Below are 21,088 nucleotides of genomic sequence, written 5' to 3'. Positions count from 1 at the left end.
GATGTTGATATCAGATGCAGCCATTGATCGGCGCAGTACCGTTTTTGCACTCATGCTGATTATTCTGATTGTTGGGACCTACAGCTATATGGTCTTGCCACGTGAATCGACCCCTGATATTACCGTTCCTTATGTCTTGGTTATTACGACTTATGAAGGGGTGACCCCCGACGATATTGAAAGTTTGATCACTTATCCAATCGAACGTAAGCTCAAGGGGCTCAAGGATGTTGAAAAAATTACTTCAGTGAGCGCTGAAGGCTCTTCTATGATCACCATTGAATTTGTCCCTGACGTCAATATTGATAATGCCTTGCAGTGGGTAAGGGATAAGGTTGACCAAGCCAAAGGGGATTTGCCGAAGGACTTGGAAAATGATCCTTCCGTGCTGGAAATAAACCTGTCGGAATTTCCCATTCTCATGGTTGCGGTCTCAGGTGAAGTGGACGAAGCGGTCTTGAAGGCCGTTGGTGAAAAACTCGAAGATCGTATCGAAGAGATATCCGGGGTTCTTGATGTCGTTTTGACTGGCGGACGTGAACGCCAGATACGGGTTGAATTTGATCCTGATCGTCTCTACGCTTATCGTATTTCGCTGGGTGAAATTGTCCAAGCTATTCGCCAGGAAAATGTCAATATTCCCGGCGGAAGTATTGATATCGGTCAGGGGAAATACCTGATCCGCATCCCCGGCGAATTTTCTGATCCCGATGAAATTGATAATTTAGTCCTATTGGAACGAGACAATCAGGTCATCTATTTTAAAGATGTTGCCCGGATTGTCGACTCCTTTGAGGATCGCACCAGTTATGCCCGCTTGAATGGCAGTCAAAGTGTCTCTTTGGCAATAAAAAAAAGGACCGGGGCAAATATTATTGAAGTGGCTGATCGTGTCTTTGCCCTGCTGAATGCTGCTGACGAGCTTGTCCCCCAAGGGATTCAGTTGTCAGTGACATTCAACCAGTCAAAAGACATTAGGAAGATGGTCTCAGAACTTGAAAATAATATTATCACCGGCCTTATTCTGGTTGTTCTCGTGCTCTTTATGTTCCTTGGTTTGCGCAATTCACTTTTTGTGGCTATCGCCATTCCGTTTTCCATGTTGTTGTCATTTTCGGTGCTCCAACTTTTTGGCATGACTCTCAATATGGTGGTCTTGTTCAGTCTGATCTTGGCGCTTGGGATGCTCGTTGACAACGCCATTGTTATCGTCGAAAATATTTATCGTCACATGCAAGAAGGGTTTGCGGCAATAAAAGCGGCAAAAATGGCTGCTTCTGAAGTTGGTTGGCCGGTGATCAGTTCGACGGCGACAACTCTGTGTGCTTTTTTTCCGATGACCTTCTGGCCGGGTATTATGGGGGAGTTTATGAGGTTTTTACCTCTGACCCTGATCATTACCCTGACGGCCTCGTTGTTTGTCGCCCTGGTTATAAATCCTTCTGTTTGTGGCCACTTCATGTCGCTGCCTAAAAAACAGCGGCACAGCGAAAAAGCCCCGAGTCAAATTATCACGCTCTATGGTTTGACCCTGGAGTATGCTCTTAAACATCGACTGCTGGTTGTTGTTGCTTCCTTCATGCTGCTGATTGGCATCGGGGGAACTTACGCCGTCCTTGGTCATGGCATTGAACTTTTTCCGGAAATTGAGCCCAATAACGCATTTGTCGAAATAACGGCTCCCGAAGGTGCCAACCTTGCGGCGAGTAATGCTTTGTCCCAACGTGTTGAAGCCGTTACCGCCAAAGAACAGGACATCGTGCATGTCGTTGCTGAGGTTGGTGTGAGTGGCACAGGTGGTAATCCGCAATCAAATTTGACGAAAATTTCCCTTGATTTCATTGATCGTGATGACCGCAGTGAAGACTCTCGTCAGGTCCTTGATCGGATCAGAACCGCCCTGATTCCGATATCTGGAGCGGAGTTCAAGGTTGAAAAAAAGGAGGAGGGTCCTCCTACAGGCCCGCCGGTTAGTATCGAGATCAGTGGTAATGAAATAGCGGTTATTGACCAATTAGTTGCTGCAGCTCGACAAAGAATAAAGGATGTTGATGGTCTTGTTGATCTTAAAGATGATTTTGCCAAGGCAAAACCTGAAATAAGGATTAATGTTGATCGTGAAAAAGCAAGTTTGCTGAACCTTTCTACGGCTGAGATATCTGAGATGGTCAAGGCCGCTATTAGTGGCACTAAGCTCGGGGTCTATCGGGAGGGGGAGGATGAGTACGATATTGTTGCACGGATGACCGAGGAACGGAGACAGTCCGTTGCTGACATCAAAAACCTTTTGATCCCTTCATCCAATGGGGACCCGGTACCGTTGTCTACTATTGCTGACGTAGAACTCGGGGTTGGCTTTGGTTCTATCCGTCATATTGACCAAAAGAGGGTGGTAACGATCTCGGCTGAGACCTACGGCCGCAATAGCAACGAAGTCCTTTTAGAGGTCCAAGATAAACTATCATCCATGCAGTTTCCTCCCGGCTACCAGATAACCTATTCAGGGGAACAGGAAGAGCAACAGAAGGCTGCCGCATTTTTATCCAAAGCCTTTGTTGGTGCGATTTTATTGATTATGCTTGTTTTGGTTACTCAGTTTAACTCGTTACTGCAAACCCTGATTGTCATGACCTCAGTTTTGCTTTCGTTAACGGGGGTCTTTCTGGGATTGATGATCACCTCAACGCCTTTTGGAATCATCATGACCGGGATCGGTGTCATTTCTCTGGCAGGTGTTGTGGTCAATAATGCAATTGTTTTGATCGATTATATCAATCAGTTGCTAGCAGAAGGGATGGAACTGAATAAAGCCCTGATTCGGGCTGGGACCGTTCGCTTTCGACCTGTTATGCTGACGGCTACAACCACCATTTTGGGACTCTTGCCAATGGCAATCGGGGTCAGCTTTGATTTCAAATCCTTGCATTGGATCATTGGTGGGGAATCGGCTGACTGGTGGGGGCCAATGGCCGTGGCTGTGATCTTCGGGCTCGCATTTGCAACCTTGTTAACTCTGGTTGTCGTTCCGGTTTTATACTCATTGGCAGAGTCTGCGCGGAACAAGTTTTACCCTCAAAAACATGTCTAATTAACCGTAAATTTTAACATTTTTTATTCTTGCTGGTTTTGCGTTTGACAAGCAATGACGCTTAATGTAGAAGAAAGTAACAGAATTATATGTGGTATCATTTGCGCAATAATAGGTGAAATCACTTTCATTTCTTTGTTATATCCTGTTGATTTTACGTATTTGAGCACCCGTTAACCCATAATGTATGAAAGGCTACTGGTATGTTTGAAAAGGTTCAAATTGCCCCACCAGACCCAATTCTCGGTCTAACCGAAACGTTCAAGGCAGATCCAAACCCGGATAAAATCAATCTTTCTGTTGGTGTGTATCAAGATTCTAGTGGTCGTACGCCTGTTCTTGAGACCGTAAAAGAAGCTGAAAAACGCATTCTTGAGCAGGAAGATTCCAAGGGCTATTTGTCGATGACCGGTGCGCCTGTCTACTGTGCAGTGGTTCAGGAACTTCTGTTTGGCGCTGGTCACGAAATCATCGACAGCAAGCGAGCTGCTACGGCTCAATGCCCAGGTGGTACCGGTGCTCTACGTGTCGCAGGCGATTACCTTCATTTTGTCCATCCAGGAGCTAAGATCTGGTTGAGTAACCCGACTTGGGCCAATCATAACACCATCTTTGGTGCCGCAGGTTTAACCTGTGAACAATATGCTTACCGTAATCCTGAAACTAACGGTCTTGATTTTGACGCAATGTGCGAATCGATCAAGACCATTCCAAAGGGGGATGTCATCCTTCTCCACGGTTGTTGCCATAACCCGACGGGTATTGATCCCACCCCGGAACAATGGGCCATCATCGGCGATCTGCTTGCTAAACAAGAAGTTCTCCCGTTGGTCGATTTTGCCTATCAAGGTTTGGCCAATGGTATCGAAGAAGATCGCACCGGTCTGCTTGAACTGGTGAAAAAAGTTAAGCAAATGCTCATCTGCTCCAGTTTTTCTAAGAACTTTGGTCTTTACCGTGAAAGAACCGGTGCCTTGACTATTGTTGCTGATGATGCGCAACAAGCGAATACCGTTATGAGCCAGGTAAAATTACGGATCCGTTATAATTATTCGAATCCACCTTCACATGGAGGGCAGATTGTTGCCGTTGTTTTAAGTGATAAAGAGCTTAAGGCCAAATGGTACAAGGAGGTTGCTGGAATTCGTAGCCGGATTAATGAAATGCGCCACCTGTTTGTCAAAACCCTCAAAGAAAAAGGGGTGAAGCAGGATTTTAACTCAATCATTGAGCAACGCGGCATGTTCAGCTTTTCCGGTCTGACTAAAGAACAAGTTGCGCGCTTGCGCGACGAGTACTCAATCTATATCGTTGGATCTGGTCGAATTAATGTCGCAGGAATGACCCCCAGCAATATGGATCGACTCTGCGAAGCTATCAAAGCTGTCGTTTAGACTGCTTACCCGTTGATTATTCATCGACTCTGACAAGAATCCACTGTCAGGGTCGATTTCTGCTTGACGGAAGAAGCGAACTTTGTTAGAAAATCCATCTCATTTCAATGGGGCGTCGCCAAGCGGTAAGGCACCGGATTTTGATTCCGGCATTCCCAGGTTCGATTCCTGGCGCCCCAGCCATTGAATGTTAGTTGCCCTGAGGGGTAACAATAAAAAAGGATGATGCAATTGCATTGTCCTTTTTTTATTTCTATTGCTCTTTGCCAATGTTAAATTCATTATCAAAATAAGTCAGATGCTGGATTTACTGCAATTCATCCGCTGTGAAATACTGACATTGACACTATGGAGGATCAATGGAACCGATTCGTTTTGCTGATATCTTATTTATTCTTGTGACCCTGAGCATTACCTTCGCAATTTTATGGATGGTCAATAAAGCAAAAAAAAAATCACCTGAAGGGACTCAGACAAATCAGTCTGAAAGTCCTGAGACGACCGACAATCATGGTTGAGAAAGGTGAATGACTATGTCTTGGGATGGTTCCTCTTTCCCGGAATTTAACGCGGATTGCACCTCCTTGCTGGCACGTTATTTATCAAGGCAGATGTATGATCGTTTGAAAGATAAAACGACAAAAAATGGTTATAAATTCCTTCAAGCGATAAATTCGGGTGTCATTAACCAAGACAGTCAAATCGGTGTCTATGCAGGAGATGCAGAATCCTATGATCTCTTTTCCCCGCTGCTTGATCTGGTTATTGAGGATTATCATGGTTTTTCCAAAGATGATCGGCATCGAAGTGATTTTGATCTAAGTCGGCTCTCAATCTCAAACCCGGACCCTGATGGTGAGTTTATTGTTTCTACACGAATAAGGGTGGGGCGCAACGTTGCGGATATCCCTTTAGGGGCCGCTATGAACAGCAGCCAGAGATGTTCAGTAGAGACGCTTGTTGCCAACTCTGTACGTGATCTTAAGGGGGAGCTCGCCGGAACCTATTACCCCCTAAAAGGGATGGATGATGGTGTCCAAAGACAGCTGATCAAAGATCATTTTTTATTTAAGGATGGCGACCGGTTTCTTGCCGCTGCTGGTTTGAATCGTCACTGGCCTGAAGGCCGGGGAATTTTTCATAATCAAGAAAAAACATTTCTTGTTTGGGTTAATGAAGAAGATCAGTTACGGATAATTTCAATGCAGCAGGGTGGTGATATTCAAGCTGTTTTTGAGCGCTTACTTACTGGTGTTCATGCCATAGCTGAAACTGTTCCGTACCTCTATGACCGTCGTCTCGGCTATCTCACTAGCTGTCCAAGCAACTTGGGAACTGCAATGCGCGCCAGTGTCCATATCCGTTTGCCAAAACTTGCTTTGGACCTGCCTGCCTTCAATCTGGTCGCTGAGGAACACCATTTGCAGATACGTGGAGTCCATGGTGAACATTCTTCAAGTGAGGACGGAGTTTTTGATATCAGTAACACAAGACGTCTAGGAATAACCGAAATTGATTGCGTCCAAGAATTGTATCAGGGGGTTGTGGCTCTTATAAATAAAGAAAAACAAATTTCAACGGGTCCGGTTGATAAGACACCCGGACCCGTTTGAGATTAAGTGAAAGTTAACTTCCGTTCCAGGTCCATGGAATTTGAAACTCGCTTTGCTTCCCGCATAGAAATCAAACCTTTGTTGCAGAGCTGGATTAAATGCTGATCCATCGACTGCATCTGATATTGGGCGGTCCCTTTTTCAATATGGCTTTCAATATCATTAAGGTTGCCTTCACGAATGCAGGCCTGAATCGTCGTTGTTGTCCGCATGACCTCAACGACTGGAAGTAATTTCTCTCCATCTTTTGACTCAACCAGACGTAAAGAGACTGTGGCGACGAGGATGTCTGCCAATCGTTGACGGATAATTTTTTGTGAATCTGGTGGGAAGTTCCCAACAATGCGGTTTATTGTTGAAGCGGCATTCTGAGTATGCAGTGTGGAAAAAACCAGATGACCGGTTTCTGATGCTTTGATGCAGGCGTCAATCGTTTCCACATCTCTGAGTTCTCCTACCATGATGACGTCAGGGTCCATCCGTAGCGAAGCCTTTAAGGCTGAGCCAAAATCTGTGGTATCAATCCCCACTTCTCGTTGAATGACACAACTCTTGCTTGATGAAAATAAAAATTCAATAGGATCTTCAATCGTTATAATATTATACGCATACTTTTCATTGATATAATTAATCATTGATGCGAGCGTTGTTGACTTGCCGTTTCCGGTCGGCCCAGTGACCAGGACTAGACCGTTGGGTGCTTTGACAATTTCACCGAGCACCTTTGGCAATTTCAAATCACTGAAACTACCGATTTCAGGTGGAATGACGCGCATAACAATACCGATATGACCTCGTTGTTTAAATACGCTGACCCGGAACCGTCCACTATTTGCTAATGAATAAGAAGCGTCAAATTCAGTAAAATCATCGGGGAGATTGCGCTTGTTATTTTTCATGATTGTTGCAGCGATAAACTGAGTGTCTTCAGCTGTGAGGTTGGCCAGTTTAGAACGTAAAAGTTGGCCGTGAGCCCTGAAAAACGGTGGACTGCCGACTTCGAAGTGGACGTCAGAGACTCTTTTTGCAAAAGCAATTTCTAAAATCTGATTGAGTATTTTACTATCCATAAAAATATCCTAGCGTATAATCTCAGGCTGATTTGAACTGTCAATCTGCTTGCGAAAGAGTGCATTCTCCATGGCAATTCCCGCTTGCCCGACAAAGAATTCTAGAAAATCGAGTGATACTTTACTGGCTGCACGGCTACCAAAATCAGCATAGGTTATGGTAATGGTGCGATCGTTACTTTTAAGCGGCAATAACAAGATTGTACTGTCCTTCGGCGCGCCAATTTCAGGGTATATCAAGTCTTCAAACGTTCCATCTTCGGGTTTTCCAAAGAAACTATCTCCCGAATTAATAATATCCAGAAAAAGCGATTCTTTACGTATCGGGATACGGAATTTCATTGGTGCTGCTGGGCCAAAATCTTTGGGTGCAACGATGCCTACACTTCGTTCAGCAATTAAATCTTTTTTATCGACAATAAGTGTCAACGATCGTTCGAAGAGTTCACTGACAAATTGCAGGACCATTAGAGAGATATCTGGAGCTTTACGCAGTAATCTCAGACCGGATAGGCTATTGCGTAACTTGGCAAATTGCTGTCTCCGCTCTTCGTTAAAGCAGCCACGGATATAACTCTGGAAAGTATTGAGAAAATGGATCATATCTGCGGTGAAGGTTTCTTTGCGTTCGCAGAAATAAGGGGTTGGAAAGACAGCCCGAACCCCTTCGTTAAGAGATTGGAGCGAAAAGGTGAAATCAAGAGGCGATGCAAGTTGAATAATAGAGATGTGCGGGTATTGAGCCATTTTTAACGAGCGAACATTGATGATTTCGGCTTTGCTAAAACCTTCTGTTTGTGGCACGGGACCACCAAACACCAGAATCGGCTCAAGATACTTAAACAGCGCTCGATCAATCAAATTATCCAGTTCGCTGCGATCGGCAGTGGCAAAAACAAGAATCCCCTCTTTTTTGCAGACTGTCATAATCGTGTGTTGTATGAACTCGTCACAGGTATAGATGATAACGGCCTGTGATTTTGTGGTTGTCGCGGTCGCTCCATCTTCTAACAGGTGAGATGTTGATATGCTTGAGAGAAAAGCGACTAGATTTTCTTTGTCTTCATCAGGGATCTCTACCAACGTTTTGGTGATAAGCTGGCGGTGAATGTCAGCAGGATCAAAGGCTTCCAACCCCTTAAAGACATAAGGCTTCTTTCTTTCGAGTTTGTCCAGATCGGCCAAGCCTAATAGATCTTCAGAGACAACAATCTCTTCATCGTTATTGTCTTCTACCTGCGGTTCTTCTTCCTCTTCTACGAACTGTTCAAGTGGATTTTCGACGAGGGGTTCATCTGAAATTTGAATCTCTCCGGAGTGAACCTTTTCATCAAAAATACGCAGTGCATCCATCAAGACCATCTGGGTGTCAAGAGTGACTGCCTGGAGTTGTTTGGGTAAAAACCGGTAGTCGTCGGATACATTAATTTCGTCAATATCCAAGGTAAAGATGCCTCGGGTCCAGCAGATCATCTCGACCACGGTCATCTCAATTAACGTTTCCAAGGCTTTGTATGCGGCATCTTTGGAAAGGCCACAGTGCTCTAGAAGGGTGACGATAAGAGGTTTGCGATCTTCAACGGTCTGTTCTTGAAGGGCGAGGGCTTTGTCCAGATCTGCCTGACTGATAATGTGGCTTTCAAGGAGGATCTTACCAATTTTAAGCTTTTCACTGGAATGGGTCGCACTGATAATATAGCCGTTATTAAAGACCAGCTGACCTTCACCTTTACGGCTATAGACATTGAGCGTTCCCGACTTACGGGTTGAATGGATAAGTTGAATGACATCAACAATAGGTAAGTGTTCAAGCTCGCCAGTTAATGGCATCGGCTGAGGTTCCTTTCGACAGTCTGCAATAAACTCATCTATAGATCCTGAATCACAAAAGTTAAAAAACATTAAACTAAAAACGGGCATTGGTTTCAAGTAAAATCAACATTTTCCGAACAATTATTTGTTGTTTGATTAAAAAAAAATACTTGAAATCATAATGTTAGAGATCGTGAATTAATTGCTGGCGTCAGTTTTGCTGTTGTTAGTCGATAGGGTCATGATTTATACCGGTCGTGTCTCTGGAACGATCGTTTATTCATCGACCGATTCAAAAAAGTGCGAACCCCGCGCATTAAATGAGGTGGAAATCTGAATCGTAAATGGTGCATTATGTCATTATTCGCACAAATGTTTCGTCAACCGACTGGAAGATCTCATGAACGATATGCTATCTAAAAACCGTCAAGATGCCATAAAAATATTCCATGCTGGTTTGCAGGCTGTTGCTCCAGGAATCGCTATCAAGAACTTCTGTCGCCTGGAAGATGAAATTTTTACTGTTGCTGATCATCGTTATGATCTCAGTCGATTTAGAAATCTGTTTGTCATCGGTGCCGGTAAAGCTGCTGCATCAATGGCTAAAGCTGTCGAAGAAATTCTAGGGGAGCGCATTTCCGCAGGACTTATCACGGTTAAATATGCCCATCTGGAAGAGCTGAAAAGGGTTAAAATTTCCCAGGCGGGCCACCCCATCCCGGATCAAAATGGATTAGCTGGTGCCAGAGCAATCTATCAACTTGCGACTTCTGCCGATGAACAGACTCTTGTTGTCTGCTTGATTTCTGGTGGAGGTTCAGCCTTATTGCCATTGCCGGTTGATGGCATCTCCCTTGAGGATAAGCAAAAAACGACCCAGAGTCTCCTCTCCTGTGGCGCCACCATTCATGAGATCAATACGGTGAGAAAACATTTGTCTCTGCTCAAAGGGGGAGGGTTGGCCAGAGCTGTTTATCCGGCGACCTTGATAAGTTTGATTTTGTCTGATGTGGTCGGTGACGATCTCGACAGTATTGCCTCTGGTCCTTGTGTCCCCGATCCACGAACATTTGCAGATTGCAAGTCAATATTTGAACGTTATGCTATCATCAATGTCATCCCTCGGAATGTATTAAGACATATTGATGCGGGGATTGCCGGAACTGTTGCGGAGACGCCTAAAGCCGGACAGAAGTTTTTTAAACGCACTCAAAATGTGATAGTCGCCAGTAATTTTGACGCCTTGCTCAAAGCTAAAGAGAAAGCTGAAGATTTGGGGTATCACACGGTGCTGCTCTCCTCTATGCTTGAAGGAGAGGCGCGGGAACTTGCTGCGACTCATGTTGCCATTGCGCGTGAAGTGGCTACTCATGGGCAACCCTTGCAAAGACCCGCTTGTTTGCTTTCTGGTGGTGAAACAACTGTCAAAATTCTGGGAACCGGCAAGGGGGGCAGGAACCAGGAATTTGCCTTAGCTGCAGCCATAAAAATGGCCGGAATGGAGAACAGTACGATTTTCAGTGCGGGGACTGACGGATCAGACGGCCCCACAGATGCTGCTGGCGCAATCGTTGATGGGACCACTTGGCAACGGGCGTTAGTGGCGGGTTTAGATCCGCATCTTTATCTGGAAGACAATGATTCTTACCATTTTTTCGCCAGTTTGAATGATCTTTACAAGACTGGACCAACCAATACCAATGTGATGGATCTACGGATTGTCCTGATGACTTGAAACCGACAGCCCATCCACTATTGCGTTATCAGTCATCTACCGTTATTACGTCAAGATGACTATCACCCTGCGGGAGGAAAAATGTATCGCAGAACAAAAATTGTTGCCACGCTGGGACCTGCCTGTTCCGAGAAAGCTCAACTGCGAGAACTGCTCAAAGCGGGCGTTAATGTTTTTAGATTGAATTTTTCTCATGGCGGTTATGAGCAGAAAGAGGTTTGGATCAGACAACTGCGTCAATTTGCCGCTGAACTTAACATCACTATCTCAATTTTAGGCGACTTGCAAGGACCAAAAATACGTACGGGAATGATGCAAAATGGTAGTCAAAAATTGGATGCAGGTCAAAAAGTTATCATTACTACGGCCGATATTGAGGGTGCAAATGGTTTGATTCCTACCTCGTATGAGGATCTCCCTAACGATGTTGTTCCCGGGGATCAGATTTTGCTTGACGATGGTCGACTTGAACTCGAAGTTTTAAGGATTCTATCAGGGAAGGTTCACTGTTTGGTCAAGGTCGGGGGGCTACTAAAAGATCGGAAAGGGATTAATCTGCCTGGAGTTAAAGTTTCAGCTCCAGCTATGACCACAAAAGATTTTGATGATTTACAATTTGCGATTGAACAAGAACTCGATTGGATTGCCCTCTCTTTTGTCCGTACTGCATCTGAAGTGAGTCTCTTAAAAAAGAAATTGCAGGATCAAAATTCGGGGATGAAGGTTATTGCAAAAATAGAAAAACCTGAAGCCGTCACAAATTTCTCTGCCATTTTGGCCGTGACTGATGGGGTCATGGTTGCCCGTGGGGATTTAGGAGTTGAAGTCCCTTCTGAGCATGTCCCTTTGATTCAGAAACGAATTATTCGCGAGTGTAATCAGCAGGGTAAGCCGGTTATTACCGCCACGCAAATGTTGGAAAGTATCATCTCCCAACCCCGTCCAACTCGCGCCGAAACCTCAGATGTCGCCAACGCTATTCTCGATGGCACCGATGCCGTCATGCTTTCAGGAGAGACCGCCGCCGGACTCTATCCCATTGAGGCGGTTAGAGTGATGGATCGTATCGCCAGAGATGTTGAAACAGAACCGGCTCTGGGAATAAGAGTCAACGCCGCGACTGGAGAATCGCTTTGTCCGTTGAGCCACTCGGATGCTATAGGGAAGGTTGCTTGCCATTTGTCTGAAACTATTGGCGCAGCTGCAATCCTCGCTTTCACACAAACGGGGAGTACAGCGGCTTTAATCGCTAAATACAGACCCTCCTTGCCGATTATTGCGGTGACTCCCAATAGACAGGTGAAACGTCAGTTGGCCCTATATCGCGGAGTCCATCCATTGTTAGTGCTGCATCAGGGAAATACTGAAGCACAAATTCTGTCTGTTGAGACTGCAGTTCTTGATGGTCATCTTTTACAACCCGGTGACGTGGTTGTCATCACCATGGGGATACCGTTGTCGGCACCCGGTACAACAAATATGTTAAAAGTTCACCAACTGGAAAGACATCCAGAGTCACCTCAGGGGCAATAGAAAGTTCTTTTTGACAATTCTGCAAGTTTGTATGAAACTGCGCAAAACTTGATGCTCTGAGGAATTAATCTCTCAGGTTTAAGACATTCAAAAAGGAGACCATAATCTTATGATGATCAAAGTTAACTCTAAAGAGTCGGTAGAAATAGTTCCTGATGTATTTGTAAATATTATCAATGAATCTGGGGCTAACTATATCAGTTGGGATGAGCTGACAGAGGGGCAAGTTGAAACATTTTCTGGTCTGAGTCGTGAGGTTCAAGACGTCTATAATAAATTCAAGGATAGCTTTACAGCCTAAGACATTCCGTTCAGAGCGCTCCCAGCGCTGATTTTATAGCTGTCAGACTATTTACTGTTAATCTTGTAAAATAGATCAATGCCACTTTCGTCACCGATGTTGGATTCAACCTCCCAGTCCGGGGTGAGATTGTAGCGGAGTTTAAATACGTTGCTGTTGCTGAACAATGAATACCCAAGACTGATATAGAGGTCGGGGTTCAGATATTTTCCAGTGGTGATGATTGAGGAGCTGACATCTCCATCGCCAGCACTGATATCGAGGACATCGAGCCCCAAGCGTCCCTTAAGCTTTTCTTGTAACACCGCCGATTCTCCCTGGGATAGGAGCGCTCCCGCGGCCGACATCAACAGGCTACTCTGGCTGTTGCTTCCCCCGACTGGACGGCCAAGAACAATATAAGAGAGGATGTCTGTGTCTGCCATCGTTGGCTCCGAATAGAGCTGTACTACGGGTTGCTTGGGGGTTCCGGTGACTTGCACTCCGGCCTCGACTTCACCGGATTTACGTAACGCTAGAATGTCGAGAGCAGGTTGATCGAGTGCTCCTCCATTGAAAAACAGGTTCCCCTTGGTGATGTCAAGACTGACGCCATAGCTAGAATACTTTCCTTTGACGACGTGAATCGCCCCAAATGCTGCCAATTCCTGACGTACCGTCGATTTTAGGCGCAAGCGGCCATCAAGTTTGGCATCAATCCCTACACTGTTAAGCAGAACCTGATCGCCGAGCACCAATTGTATATCAATATCATGAGTTAATTTAAAACCTGTTTCAGCCGGAGAAGAGTCATCGACCACTAACAAGTCAGGACTGTTTTCCGCCAGGCTGTTTCTCTTCTGCTTACTGATAAGTAACTCAGGAATGGTCAGGGTGCCACGCAGTTGGATGTTACTCATGTCTCCGCTAACATTCAGCTCCGGCGTGACCAGAACTTGCAGTTCTGGCAAATTGATCAATTGAAACCGCTCACCTTTGATTTGCAGTTGATAGTTCTGCGGTCGCCATTGTGCAAAGTTCAACGTCCCTTGCGCACTCAGATCTCCTTCGGCAGAGTTCAGCAGTAAAGATTTAATCTTGATTTCATTGGTGTCGATGGTGCTGATCATATTTATATTGTTGAGTCGGATACCGAGGGTTGGTAAAAAAGCCCCAGCATTTAACAGTTGAACATCGCCATGCAGAAGAGGTTGTTCACCGTTTCCAGATAACGACAGGTCCAGGTTGATCTGGCCATGACTCTGTTGCACCCGTCCAGGGAGGAGGATTGACAGTAATCCCTGTTCCTCTAATTTGGAATGTAACTCTCCGCTGACAGGTTGCATTGTGTCCCACTTGACGGGCCAATTAGCCTTAATTGGCAATCTGAGTTCGGTGTTGATCGTGCCGTGGTCCTCCAGTTGCAGCTCAAGTATTGCAGAGAGTTGCTGCTCCCAGTCCCAGCTTAGCTTGGCTGCGTTGAGTCGGGCGCTGATAAGGTCGTCCTCTTCCTGGCGGAAAACTTGGCCGTTGGTGATTTTGGCTGTACCTGTGATCTGCCATGGTTGTACTGGCTGCCAATGCGCCAACACTTGCCAATCGAGCGTTCCACTTAGGTTTAGACCCGGAGGCAACCAGGGTCGAGATCGCATTAAAGGGAGATCCTGTCCTTGAAACTGTAATGTTCCATGAAGGGGCCAATGGCCATCCATTCCGTCTGCTGATGTGAATTGGACTTGCAGCTTTGAGCCATCATCCAGTTGCAGCTTCAAATCACTTTTCAACCCCTGATCACCCCAGTTAGCTTGCCACCGGGCTTGCTGAAAGTTGAGGTCCAGATGCTCTTTTTTCAAGGTGCCTGTCAGCGATGCTACCCCACGCAGATGTGGCTCCGTTCCTGAAGTTAAGCTGACTGAACCGCTCGTTTTAGCAGCGATATCCCAGTCTTTCAACCAGGTTTGCAGGATGGCAAGGTCGAGCTTGTCCCATTGGATAGTGGCCTCTACCGTTTGGCTGGAAGGGAGAAAATAGCCATGAATTCCTAACTCACCATGATCGTCACTAGTCAGCTCTAGATTATCAAGTTCGAGACGTGTAGAAGATAATAGTAGCGGCACAGTATGACGTGCCTGCCAGTGACCGAGTCGTTGGTCTACACCGACCAGGGAGATCAAGTGACCTCGCCAGACCATATCCGCCCAACCGCCTGCCATATCCGTTTGCAGGTCACTGCCTTGCTGGTTGATTTTGAGCTGCAGCTCATGCTTTGCTAGCGAGCCTTGCAATTGTCCATGGATCCGTTCCAGCTCAAGCTGAAGATGAGACCCCGAGAGATTCTGACCGTCAAATTGTATTGTCCAGTTGTTCTGGTCGGCGAGAGTTTTGCCGCTAAAATCTACCTTTTCAATTTGCCAATCCTGATATCGCAGCTGTTCCATTTCGGCATGAAACTCAGCCTTTAACCCTTTCGGCTCGATTCTGAACCAACCACCAGCGGTTAATTTTCCTTGAGATGTAGCGAACAATTGCTCCAGTCGCTCAATATTCACAGTAAATTGAATCTTATCGTTAAGCTTACCGTTTCCATGTAGACTGATTCCGTCACCCTGGAGTTGTAGCTGGCTCATCTCGAACTGGCGATTTTTGAGCAGCAATTCTGCGTTGCCATGCAGGGGTTGATTGTGGAGGGAAGAGTCGTGCAGTTGCAGGGCTAAACGTCCATTGAGGTTACCGTCAATAGACATGAGCTGTGTTTGCAAATCAATATTCAGTTCCCCCTTGAGTTGCTCATTCAAAAGTTGCGGGTTCAATTTGCGGCTCCAGAGTTGTGACTCAATCTGCCAACCATTGATCCAGCTGAGCAGCGCCTGACCACCGAATGTGCCATTTAGCAATCGACCTGTAAGTTTATCGAGATGTATTTGTCTCTGGTCACCGCTGTAGTCCCCAGTCAAGCTGATATTTAGTGGTGGATCTGCGTGATTGGTCAGATTGAATCCGCCATGATAATTATGCAAATCTCCACTGAAATCTAATTCGCCGGAGAGCTTGATCTGCTGGCCTGTTTCTGGTTGCAGATCGAGTTCGTTGAATTGCAGATGACTATTCAAGTTCGGGGGGAGTTGAGAGAAATTTAATTGTCCCGAAGCTGTCAGGCTGCCGGTATTATCGGGGCGTTGCAATTTCAAAGTTTGAAATTCAATGGTTGCACTGCTCAACCCTATTGATCCAGTGATCGCAAGTATCGGTTCTTGATTGTTGCGAACATCGGCTGTTACTGGTCCAGCTAACAGCAGCTTGTCCGTCGCTTGGAGGTCGGTCGCTATAGCAATTGTCTGCCAGTTTGTTTCACTTTGTCGCTGCTGCACTTCTAACGCTAAAACCAGTGTCTGCTGACCAAAATCTGCTTCCAACTGACCCTGAATCGTTAATTCAGGCAACTGCATCAGGAGGTCAGAAATCAGTAAGCGCTGCCCATCCCAGATGATTTGTCCTTGTAACCGTTCACTTCTGAAGGATTCTTCGCTCTGTTTCTGGATTTGGAAGTCGACAAGTTGAAATTCATTGAGATCAATATGGATGAATTTTGACCACCAGGGAAGATGAGGCCATTGCAGTTCTGGTGGTTGATTCTGCTGGTCAGATGTTTTTTGTGTGACTTGGAGCCCACGCAGATCGAGCACGTCAATCTGCAATCGCAAAGGTACGAGGTTTTGTAGTTGAGTCGTAATTTGCAGATTAGCACAGCTTATCCCATCTGCTGCTGGACCAAGCTGTAAATCCTGTAAATGAAGCGTGCCGATAAGGGTTCCGTTGATCTCGCCGATATGCCCTTGCTGTGAGCTTAATAGCGTCCTGACGGCCCAGTTGCTTCCAGCTCTCGAGTATAATAGCCAGCGACTACCACCGATGAGGCTCAACAATAACAGCAATAAAAGTGACGTAGTTATTAACCCGATTTTCACCAACCAAACCCCATGCTGAAATGAATTCGCCAACGCGGTGAACTGGTACCGATTTGCCGTGCCAGATCAACACGGATGGGACCTATCGGTGTGTAGCGGCGAATTCCGATTCCGGCTCCTTGTTCAAGCTCATATTCGTCGAGTGAATCAAAAGCATTACCGACGTCATAAAAAAGTGCTCCGCCCCACTTTGAGGTCAACCGTTTTTCAATTTCTAAATTAGATACTAGCAGGTGCTTGCCACCGATAACCTGATCCTCATCATCTTTAGGGCCAAGAGATTGATAAGCATAACCACGGACGCTTTGGTCACCACCGGCAAAAAAACGTAATGAAGCGGGCAACTCTTGGAATGAATCGTTGTGCCAAGTCGTACCAGCGCGTAATCGGATCATCAAGGACGAGTTATATGGTAGCGGAATCAAGCTGGTTGACTGAGCGCTGAGTTGTAACAAACTGGTGTCGGATAAAAAGGCCGAATGTGCCCCTTTGATTTCAACATTCCCCTGGAATCCATAGCGGGGCATAATCAGATTGTCCACCTTTTGCCATTGTAACCGGGCGCCAGGTAATAACATTTGCGAATTGTCGGTTTCATCGGCTACCTCTGAGTATTCCTGAGTCAAGCGGAGAAAAACAGAAGCTAACAGGGGTCGCCCCAGAGACCGCTGATATTCAGCTTCCGTAAATAGTTTCCGGCTCAGGTAGCTGTCACTCTCTTCCCGGTCATAACCGATGCGGAGCTTAGTCTGGCTGTCAAGCCGTTTTATATCGGGAATGATGTAGGTGGTGACCAAGGATTGTTTTCTTTGTGCAACTAATAGCTCTCCCTTGAGTTCGTGACCAAGTTGGAACAGGTTCAACTCACGATAACGCAAACTGAATCTGGCACCGGTGTCGGTTCCATAGCCGATTCCTGGACGCAGACTGTGTCGTGGTGCGGGTTGCAACTCAATACTGACTGGCATCAGCTCATCGGTGGCATGCTCGCTATCGGGTGAGATATTGACTTTCTTGAACAGGTCTGTGTTCAGCAAATTGAGTTGTGTCTGATTTAGTTGTTGTTGCGAAAAATTGTTGCCAGGACGATAGCTCAGATAACGTTTGAGGAACCGGTCTGGATAGTTGCTGTTACCAATAAACGTTGTCTGGCCGAAGCGGTAACGTTGCCCAGGGGCCAAAAGAAGGGTTATCTCTGCACGATTTTCCTGCTGATATACGTGTATCTGATGAGTCTGAAATTGTGCGTCAAGAAATCCGCGTTTGACAACCTCCTGAAGTAGAAGAGATTTTCCCCGCTCGTACAGGTCCTGACGCAAAATGTCCCCCTCTTTTAAGGGAAATTCTTTAAGCAGTTGTCGCAATTCCTCCGTTTGTTGGCTTTGATCAGATAATAACAATTGCAGTAACGTAATTTTAACCGGTTCACCTGGTTTGACTTTAATTTTAAGCAAAAATTCATTTTCAGCAGTCTGTTCACTTTTAATTTTTGTCTCGCTATGGAAATAACCATAAGGTTGAAGCGCGTTGCTGATCTGTCTGGGAAGTTGCTTCTGGTAATACCTTAACCAATGACGATTTAGGGTGTCGGTACTATTGAGGGCCGAAGGGATGACAATAGCGGATTGCAGGATTTCGTGTAATTCAGAATGATCGATCTCAATATTAATCTGAAGATTATCAGCAGAGCAGGGAAGGGTGGTGAGGCAAATAAAGCCGATAATGATCAGTAAAATCTTCATCATCTGTCCAGATTGATATCTCTGTTCGCCAACAACAATAGATTGATATTCAAATGGTAACATCTTCACTTCAAGTTGAATGTTGTCACCACGTAAATCCATTGATTAGAGGGACAACCTTAAGAAAGAGAATCCAGTGACAAATTTACAGTAGCATAATTTTAAATAAGACAGTTGTTTGTCAGCTTGTCGGTTGCCGATTTCACGACCCTAAAGTTGATTTTGATCTTTGTTAGCAGGGTAGCCGATTTAATCTTATCGTTGACTGATAACAGCTTGAACCTAATCAATATTTTTCAATAAGAACTTGAATTTAATCATTATTTATAAGTATTATGCATTGATTTTCTGGATTTTTTTGTAATTAGTTATATGCTAGTAACATTACATTGATCTGCTGCACCTGCCACTGTAGCTGTACCAATCTTAACATGACCCTTCAAATATGCATATGAACCTATGGAGGGGCCGTTACCACCAAATGAAAAGCCCTATATCTGTTTACTGATTGGATAATTGCTGTGAATCTCTGGGTTCATGCGCTGAGGATTATGACGTTCAGTATCGGCATAAACTAATTTGATCACGCTACAGAATTGTAGTCATCTTCATATCTGGTGAGAGGGATATCGAAATGGGTAAAACAGGCAAGGTTCAATATCGAGGGATCTTTTTTCAATTCAACACAAGTAAACGAAGAAAATTAGTGACTCTTTTGACTCTGTGTCACTTCTTTTTTGCTAATTTTGCCTGGGCTGCTGAAATTGTTATTGACGGCCAGACAGCAACCAGTCTGGCGACTGTCGATCATGTTACGGATGTGACGACTGCGACAATCCGTAATAATACCGCATTCAATTCATTTTCAACCTTCAACGTCAGTTCTGGCGATGTCGTGAATCTGTACCTGCCAGGGACAACGACCAATCTGATGAATCTGGTCCATTCTGAACAGAGCACGATCAATGGTCTCCTCAATTCGATTAAAGATGGACAAATAGGTGGCCATGTTTTTTTTGCTAATCCGCATGGAGTCATTATTGGTAATCAAGGCATTATTAACGTTGGTGCCTTATCGATCAGTACCCCGACGCAGAGTTTTATGGATAGTTTCTTTCTTGGTGCAGGTGATCCCCAGCAAGAATCTGTTGATATGTTGCTCGATGGCAGCGTGCCATTAAATGGTAATGGTCTTATTTCTGTTGCTGGAGAACTTAATAGTATTGGTGATATCACTCTCTTGGGTGGGAGCGTCAATAATAGTGGTGTGATCGCTTCGGGTGCGTCTTTTAGCGGTTCTGCGCCAACGTTCAGCGACGTCGTCAATGTCAACGATCTGCAAAGCGCGGCAAAGATCGAGGTTGTTGGTGGTGATATCTATATCCGTGCCGAAAATGCCGTGACCGTTGATGGCGGGACCATCGCTGCCAATGGCGTAGGGGAATCAAACAAAGCTGGTGACATCGATATTCACGCTCAAGCCGTTACCCTTTCATCCGGTGCAGAGCTCTATTCCTATAATGATGATGCCCAATTGCAGGCGGGTGATGTGACTCTGGCTGCAGTTGATCAGGCCGATCATGAACAAATAGCTGTAATTGATTCCACAAACGCTGCTGTTGCCATAACTGACACCACGATTCGTGCCGGCTCCATCGCGATCTCAGCTGATTCGTCCATGACGGCCAGTGCCGCCGGGACACCCGTTGATCTTGCTGTTGATGCGGCGATCGTTGACGTCTCTTCCGTTGCTAGCGTTGAGCTTAATGATAGTCACTTGACGACTGAAACTGGAGCGTTAACTGTTGCTGCGACATCAACTGTTGCCGCAGATACTCAAGCGGATGCGAGTTCAACGTCGTTGCCGGTTTCGGGTGATGCTGCTGTGGCGACGACGATTGTTGATTCTTCGGCGGTGTCTCATATCGGTGGCGATACAATCTTGAATCTCGCTCAAGAATTGGATCTTTCATCCAATAACAAGGTCACCGTAAATACGACTGCGGATGGCTCTACTGGCGGTGATCTAGCCGCTGGTGGTTCTGCTGCCGTCACTGTTGTCAAGCGCAGCGAAGCAAAAGCCTATATCGACGGTAACGCCGAACTGATCAATCAGCCCGATATTAATGTCACCGCCGAGTCGCTCAACAATATCAAAACTGTGGCAAAATCGACCTCTAAAGGGGCGAGTGAGAACAGTGAGGGGACTCAGGATAATTTAGATAAGTACGGTCCTGAAACAACTGAGACTGACGATCAAGGTTCGAGCAAGGTTACTCTGGCCGGTGCTTTAGCTGTAACTGATATGGCCAATGCCAATACTCAGGCCTACGTTGATCTCACCACTGATGATGATTCAAATGTTCAAACGGGGATGGGTGCACTAACAGTGAGTGCAAAATCTCTTTCCAACTCTTCAGCCAACGCTGATGGTTCGGCAACGCAAGGTGATGTTGGTGTCGGAGTTGCCGTTGCGGTGAATATCGGCAATGAAAATAATCGGGCTTATATCGGTGAAAATACCGATATTGCTGCGACGAGCGTCGATGTTGCTGCGACGATGGCCGATTATACGACGTCTGAAGGAGATGCTGATACGGCGTCTTCATATCTTGCCACAGCGACTTCGGGTTCTGGATCAAAGAATGTTGGTGTTGCTGGCGCTCTGGGGTTGAATGTTTCTGTTAATACCACAGAAGCAGCAATTAAGACCGGAGCACAGGTCGATGCGGGATCTGGTCACGTCAATCTGGAGTCTAACAACAATACCGAAGCCACTGTTGAGTCAAAAGCCAGTGTTAAAAACTCAGGTGGAGACGAACCCGCTGCTGTGGGTGTTGGTGCCAGTGTCGGTCT

12 protein-coding genes and 1 tRNA gene are annotated in these 21,088 nt (G+C 45.8%); 9 read left to right on the top strand and 4 right to left on the bottom strand.

The genetic code is table 11. The annotated features are described in order from the left end of the window. Position 1 precedes the first annotated feature (1 nt). The 5 genes from BLU87_RS15105 to BLU87_RS15090 all read left to right on the top strand — a co-directional run bounded on the left by BLU87_RS15105 (position 2) and on the right by BLU87_RS15090 (position 6,095). Positions 2 to 3,088: an efflux RND transporter permease subunit gene (locus BLU87_RS15105; RefSeq protein ID WP_092350346.1), complete on the top strand. Its 3,087-nt coding sequence runs from the start codon at positions 2 to 4 to the stop codon at positions 3,086 to 3,088. Positions 3,089 to 3,291: 203 nt separating this feature from the next. Beyond that, positions 3,292 to 4,482, top strand: coding sequence for an amino acid aminotransferase (locus BLU87_RS15100; protein ID WP_092350344.1), 1,191 nt, complete (start codon positions 3,292 to 3,294; stop codon positions 4,480 to 4,482). Between the two features lie 108 nt (positions 4,483 to 4,590). Then, positions 4,591 to 4,665, top strand: a tRNA-Gln gene (locus BLU87_RS15095). A gap of 176 nt (positions 4,666 to 4,841) precedes the next feature. Next, complete coding sequence (locus tag BLU87_RS17365) at positions 4,842 to 5,000, top strand: hypothetical protein (protein WP_175498421.1); 159 nt, start codon at positions 4,842 to 4,844, stop codon at positions 4,998 to 5,000. A 15-nt stretch (positions 5,001 to 5,015) separates the two neighbouring features. Continuing rightward, a complete protein-coding gene (locus tag BLU87_RS15090; RefSeq protein WP_092350342.1) occupies positions 5,016 to 6,095 on the top strand; it encodes an ATP--guanido phosphotransferase in 1,080 nt (359 codons plus the stop codon). Between the two features lie 2 nt (positions 6,096 to 6,097). Here BLU87_RS15090 and BLU87_RS15085 read toward each other — a convergent pair whose 3' ends face one another. Then, positions 6,098 to 7,165 (bottom strand): type IV pilus twitching motility protein PilT, encoded by a 1,068-nt coding sequence (locus BLU87_RS15085; protein ID WP_092350340.1) that lies wholly within the window; start codon positions 7,163 to 7,165, stop codon positions 6,098 to 6,100. 9 nt (positions 7,166 to 7,174) lie between these two features. Further along, positions 7,175 to 8,995: a DUF4388 domain-containing protein gene (locus BLU87_RS15080; protein ID WP_175498420.1), complete on the bottom strand. Its 1,821-nt coding sequence runs from the start codon at positions 8,993 to 8,995 to the stop codon at positions 7,175 to 7,177. Positions 8,996 to 9,377: 382 nt separating this feature from the next. On the opposite strand from BLU87_RS15080, the gene BLU87_RS15075 reads away from it, so the two are divergent. The 3 genes from BLU87_RS15075 (at position 9,378) to BLU87_RS15065 (ending at position 12,546) form a co-directional block, all read left to right on the top strand. Further along, a complete protein-coding gene (locus tag BLU87_RS15075; RefSeq protein WP_217637531.1) occupies positions 9,378 to 10,712 on the top strand; it encodes a glycerate kinase type-2 family protein in 1,335 nt (444 codons plus the stop codon). Positions 10,713 to 10,793: 81 nt separating this feature from the next. Beyond that, positions 10,794 to 12,245, top strand: a complete 1,452-nt coding sequence (pyk, locus tag BLU87_RS15070) for a pyruvate kinase (protein WP_092350336.1) — start codon at positions 10,794 to 10,796, stop codon at positions 12,243 to 12,245. A gap of 109 nt (positions 12,246 to 12,354) precedes the next feature. Next, positions 12,355 to 12,546 (top strand): hypothetical protein, encoded by a 192-nt coding sequence (locus tag BLU87_RS15065; RefSeq protein WP_092350334.1) that lies wholly within the window; start codon positions 12,355 to 12,357, stop codon positions 12,544 to 12,546. 47 nt (positions 12,547 to 12,593) lie between these two features. Here BLU87_RS15065 and BLU87_RS15060 read toward each other — a convergent pair whose 3' ends face one another. After that, positions 12,594 to 16,490 carry a translocation/assembly module TamB domain-containing protein gene (locus BLU87_RS15060; RefSeq protein WP_092350332.1) on the bottom strand — a complete coding sequence of 1,299 codons (3,897 nt, stop codon included), beginning with the start codon at positions 16,488 to 16,490 and terminating at the stop codon, positions 12,594 to 12,596. After that, entirely contained in the window at positions 16,487 to 18,334 is a 1,848-nt protein-coding gene (locus tag BLU87_RS15055) for an autotransporter assembly complex protein TamA (RefSeq protein ID WP_092350330.1), read from the bottom strand. The genes BLU87_RS15060 and BLU87_RS15055 overlap by 4 nt, the downstream gene beginning before the upstream one ends. A 532-nt stretch (positions 18,335 to 18,866) precedes the next feature. Between BLU87_RS15055 and BLU87_RS15050 the strand changes: the two genes are divergently transcribed. Next, on the top strand, positions 18,867 to 21,088 hold a 2,222-nt coding region (locus BLU87_RS15050), incomplete at its 3' end, for a leukotoxin LktA family filamentous adhesin (RefSeq protein ID WP_139167586.1).

The sequence above is a fragment of the Desulfuromusa kysingii genome, from assembly GCF_900107645.1.
Lineage (GTDB): Bacteria > Desulfobacterota > Desulfuromonadia > Desulfuromonadales > Geopsychrobacteraceae > Desulfuromusa > Desulfuromusa kysingii.
This window is presented reverse-complemented; position numbering and strand designations above follow the sequence as displayed.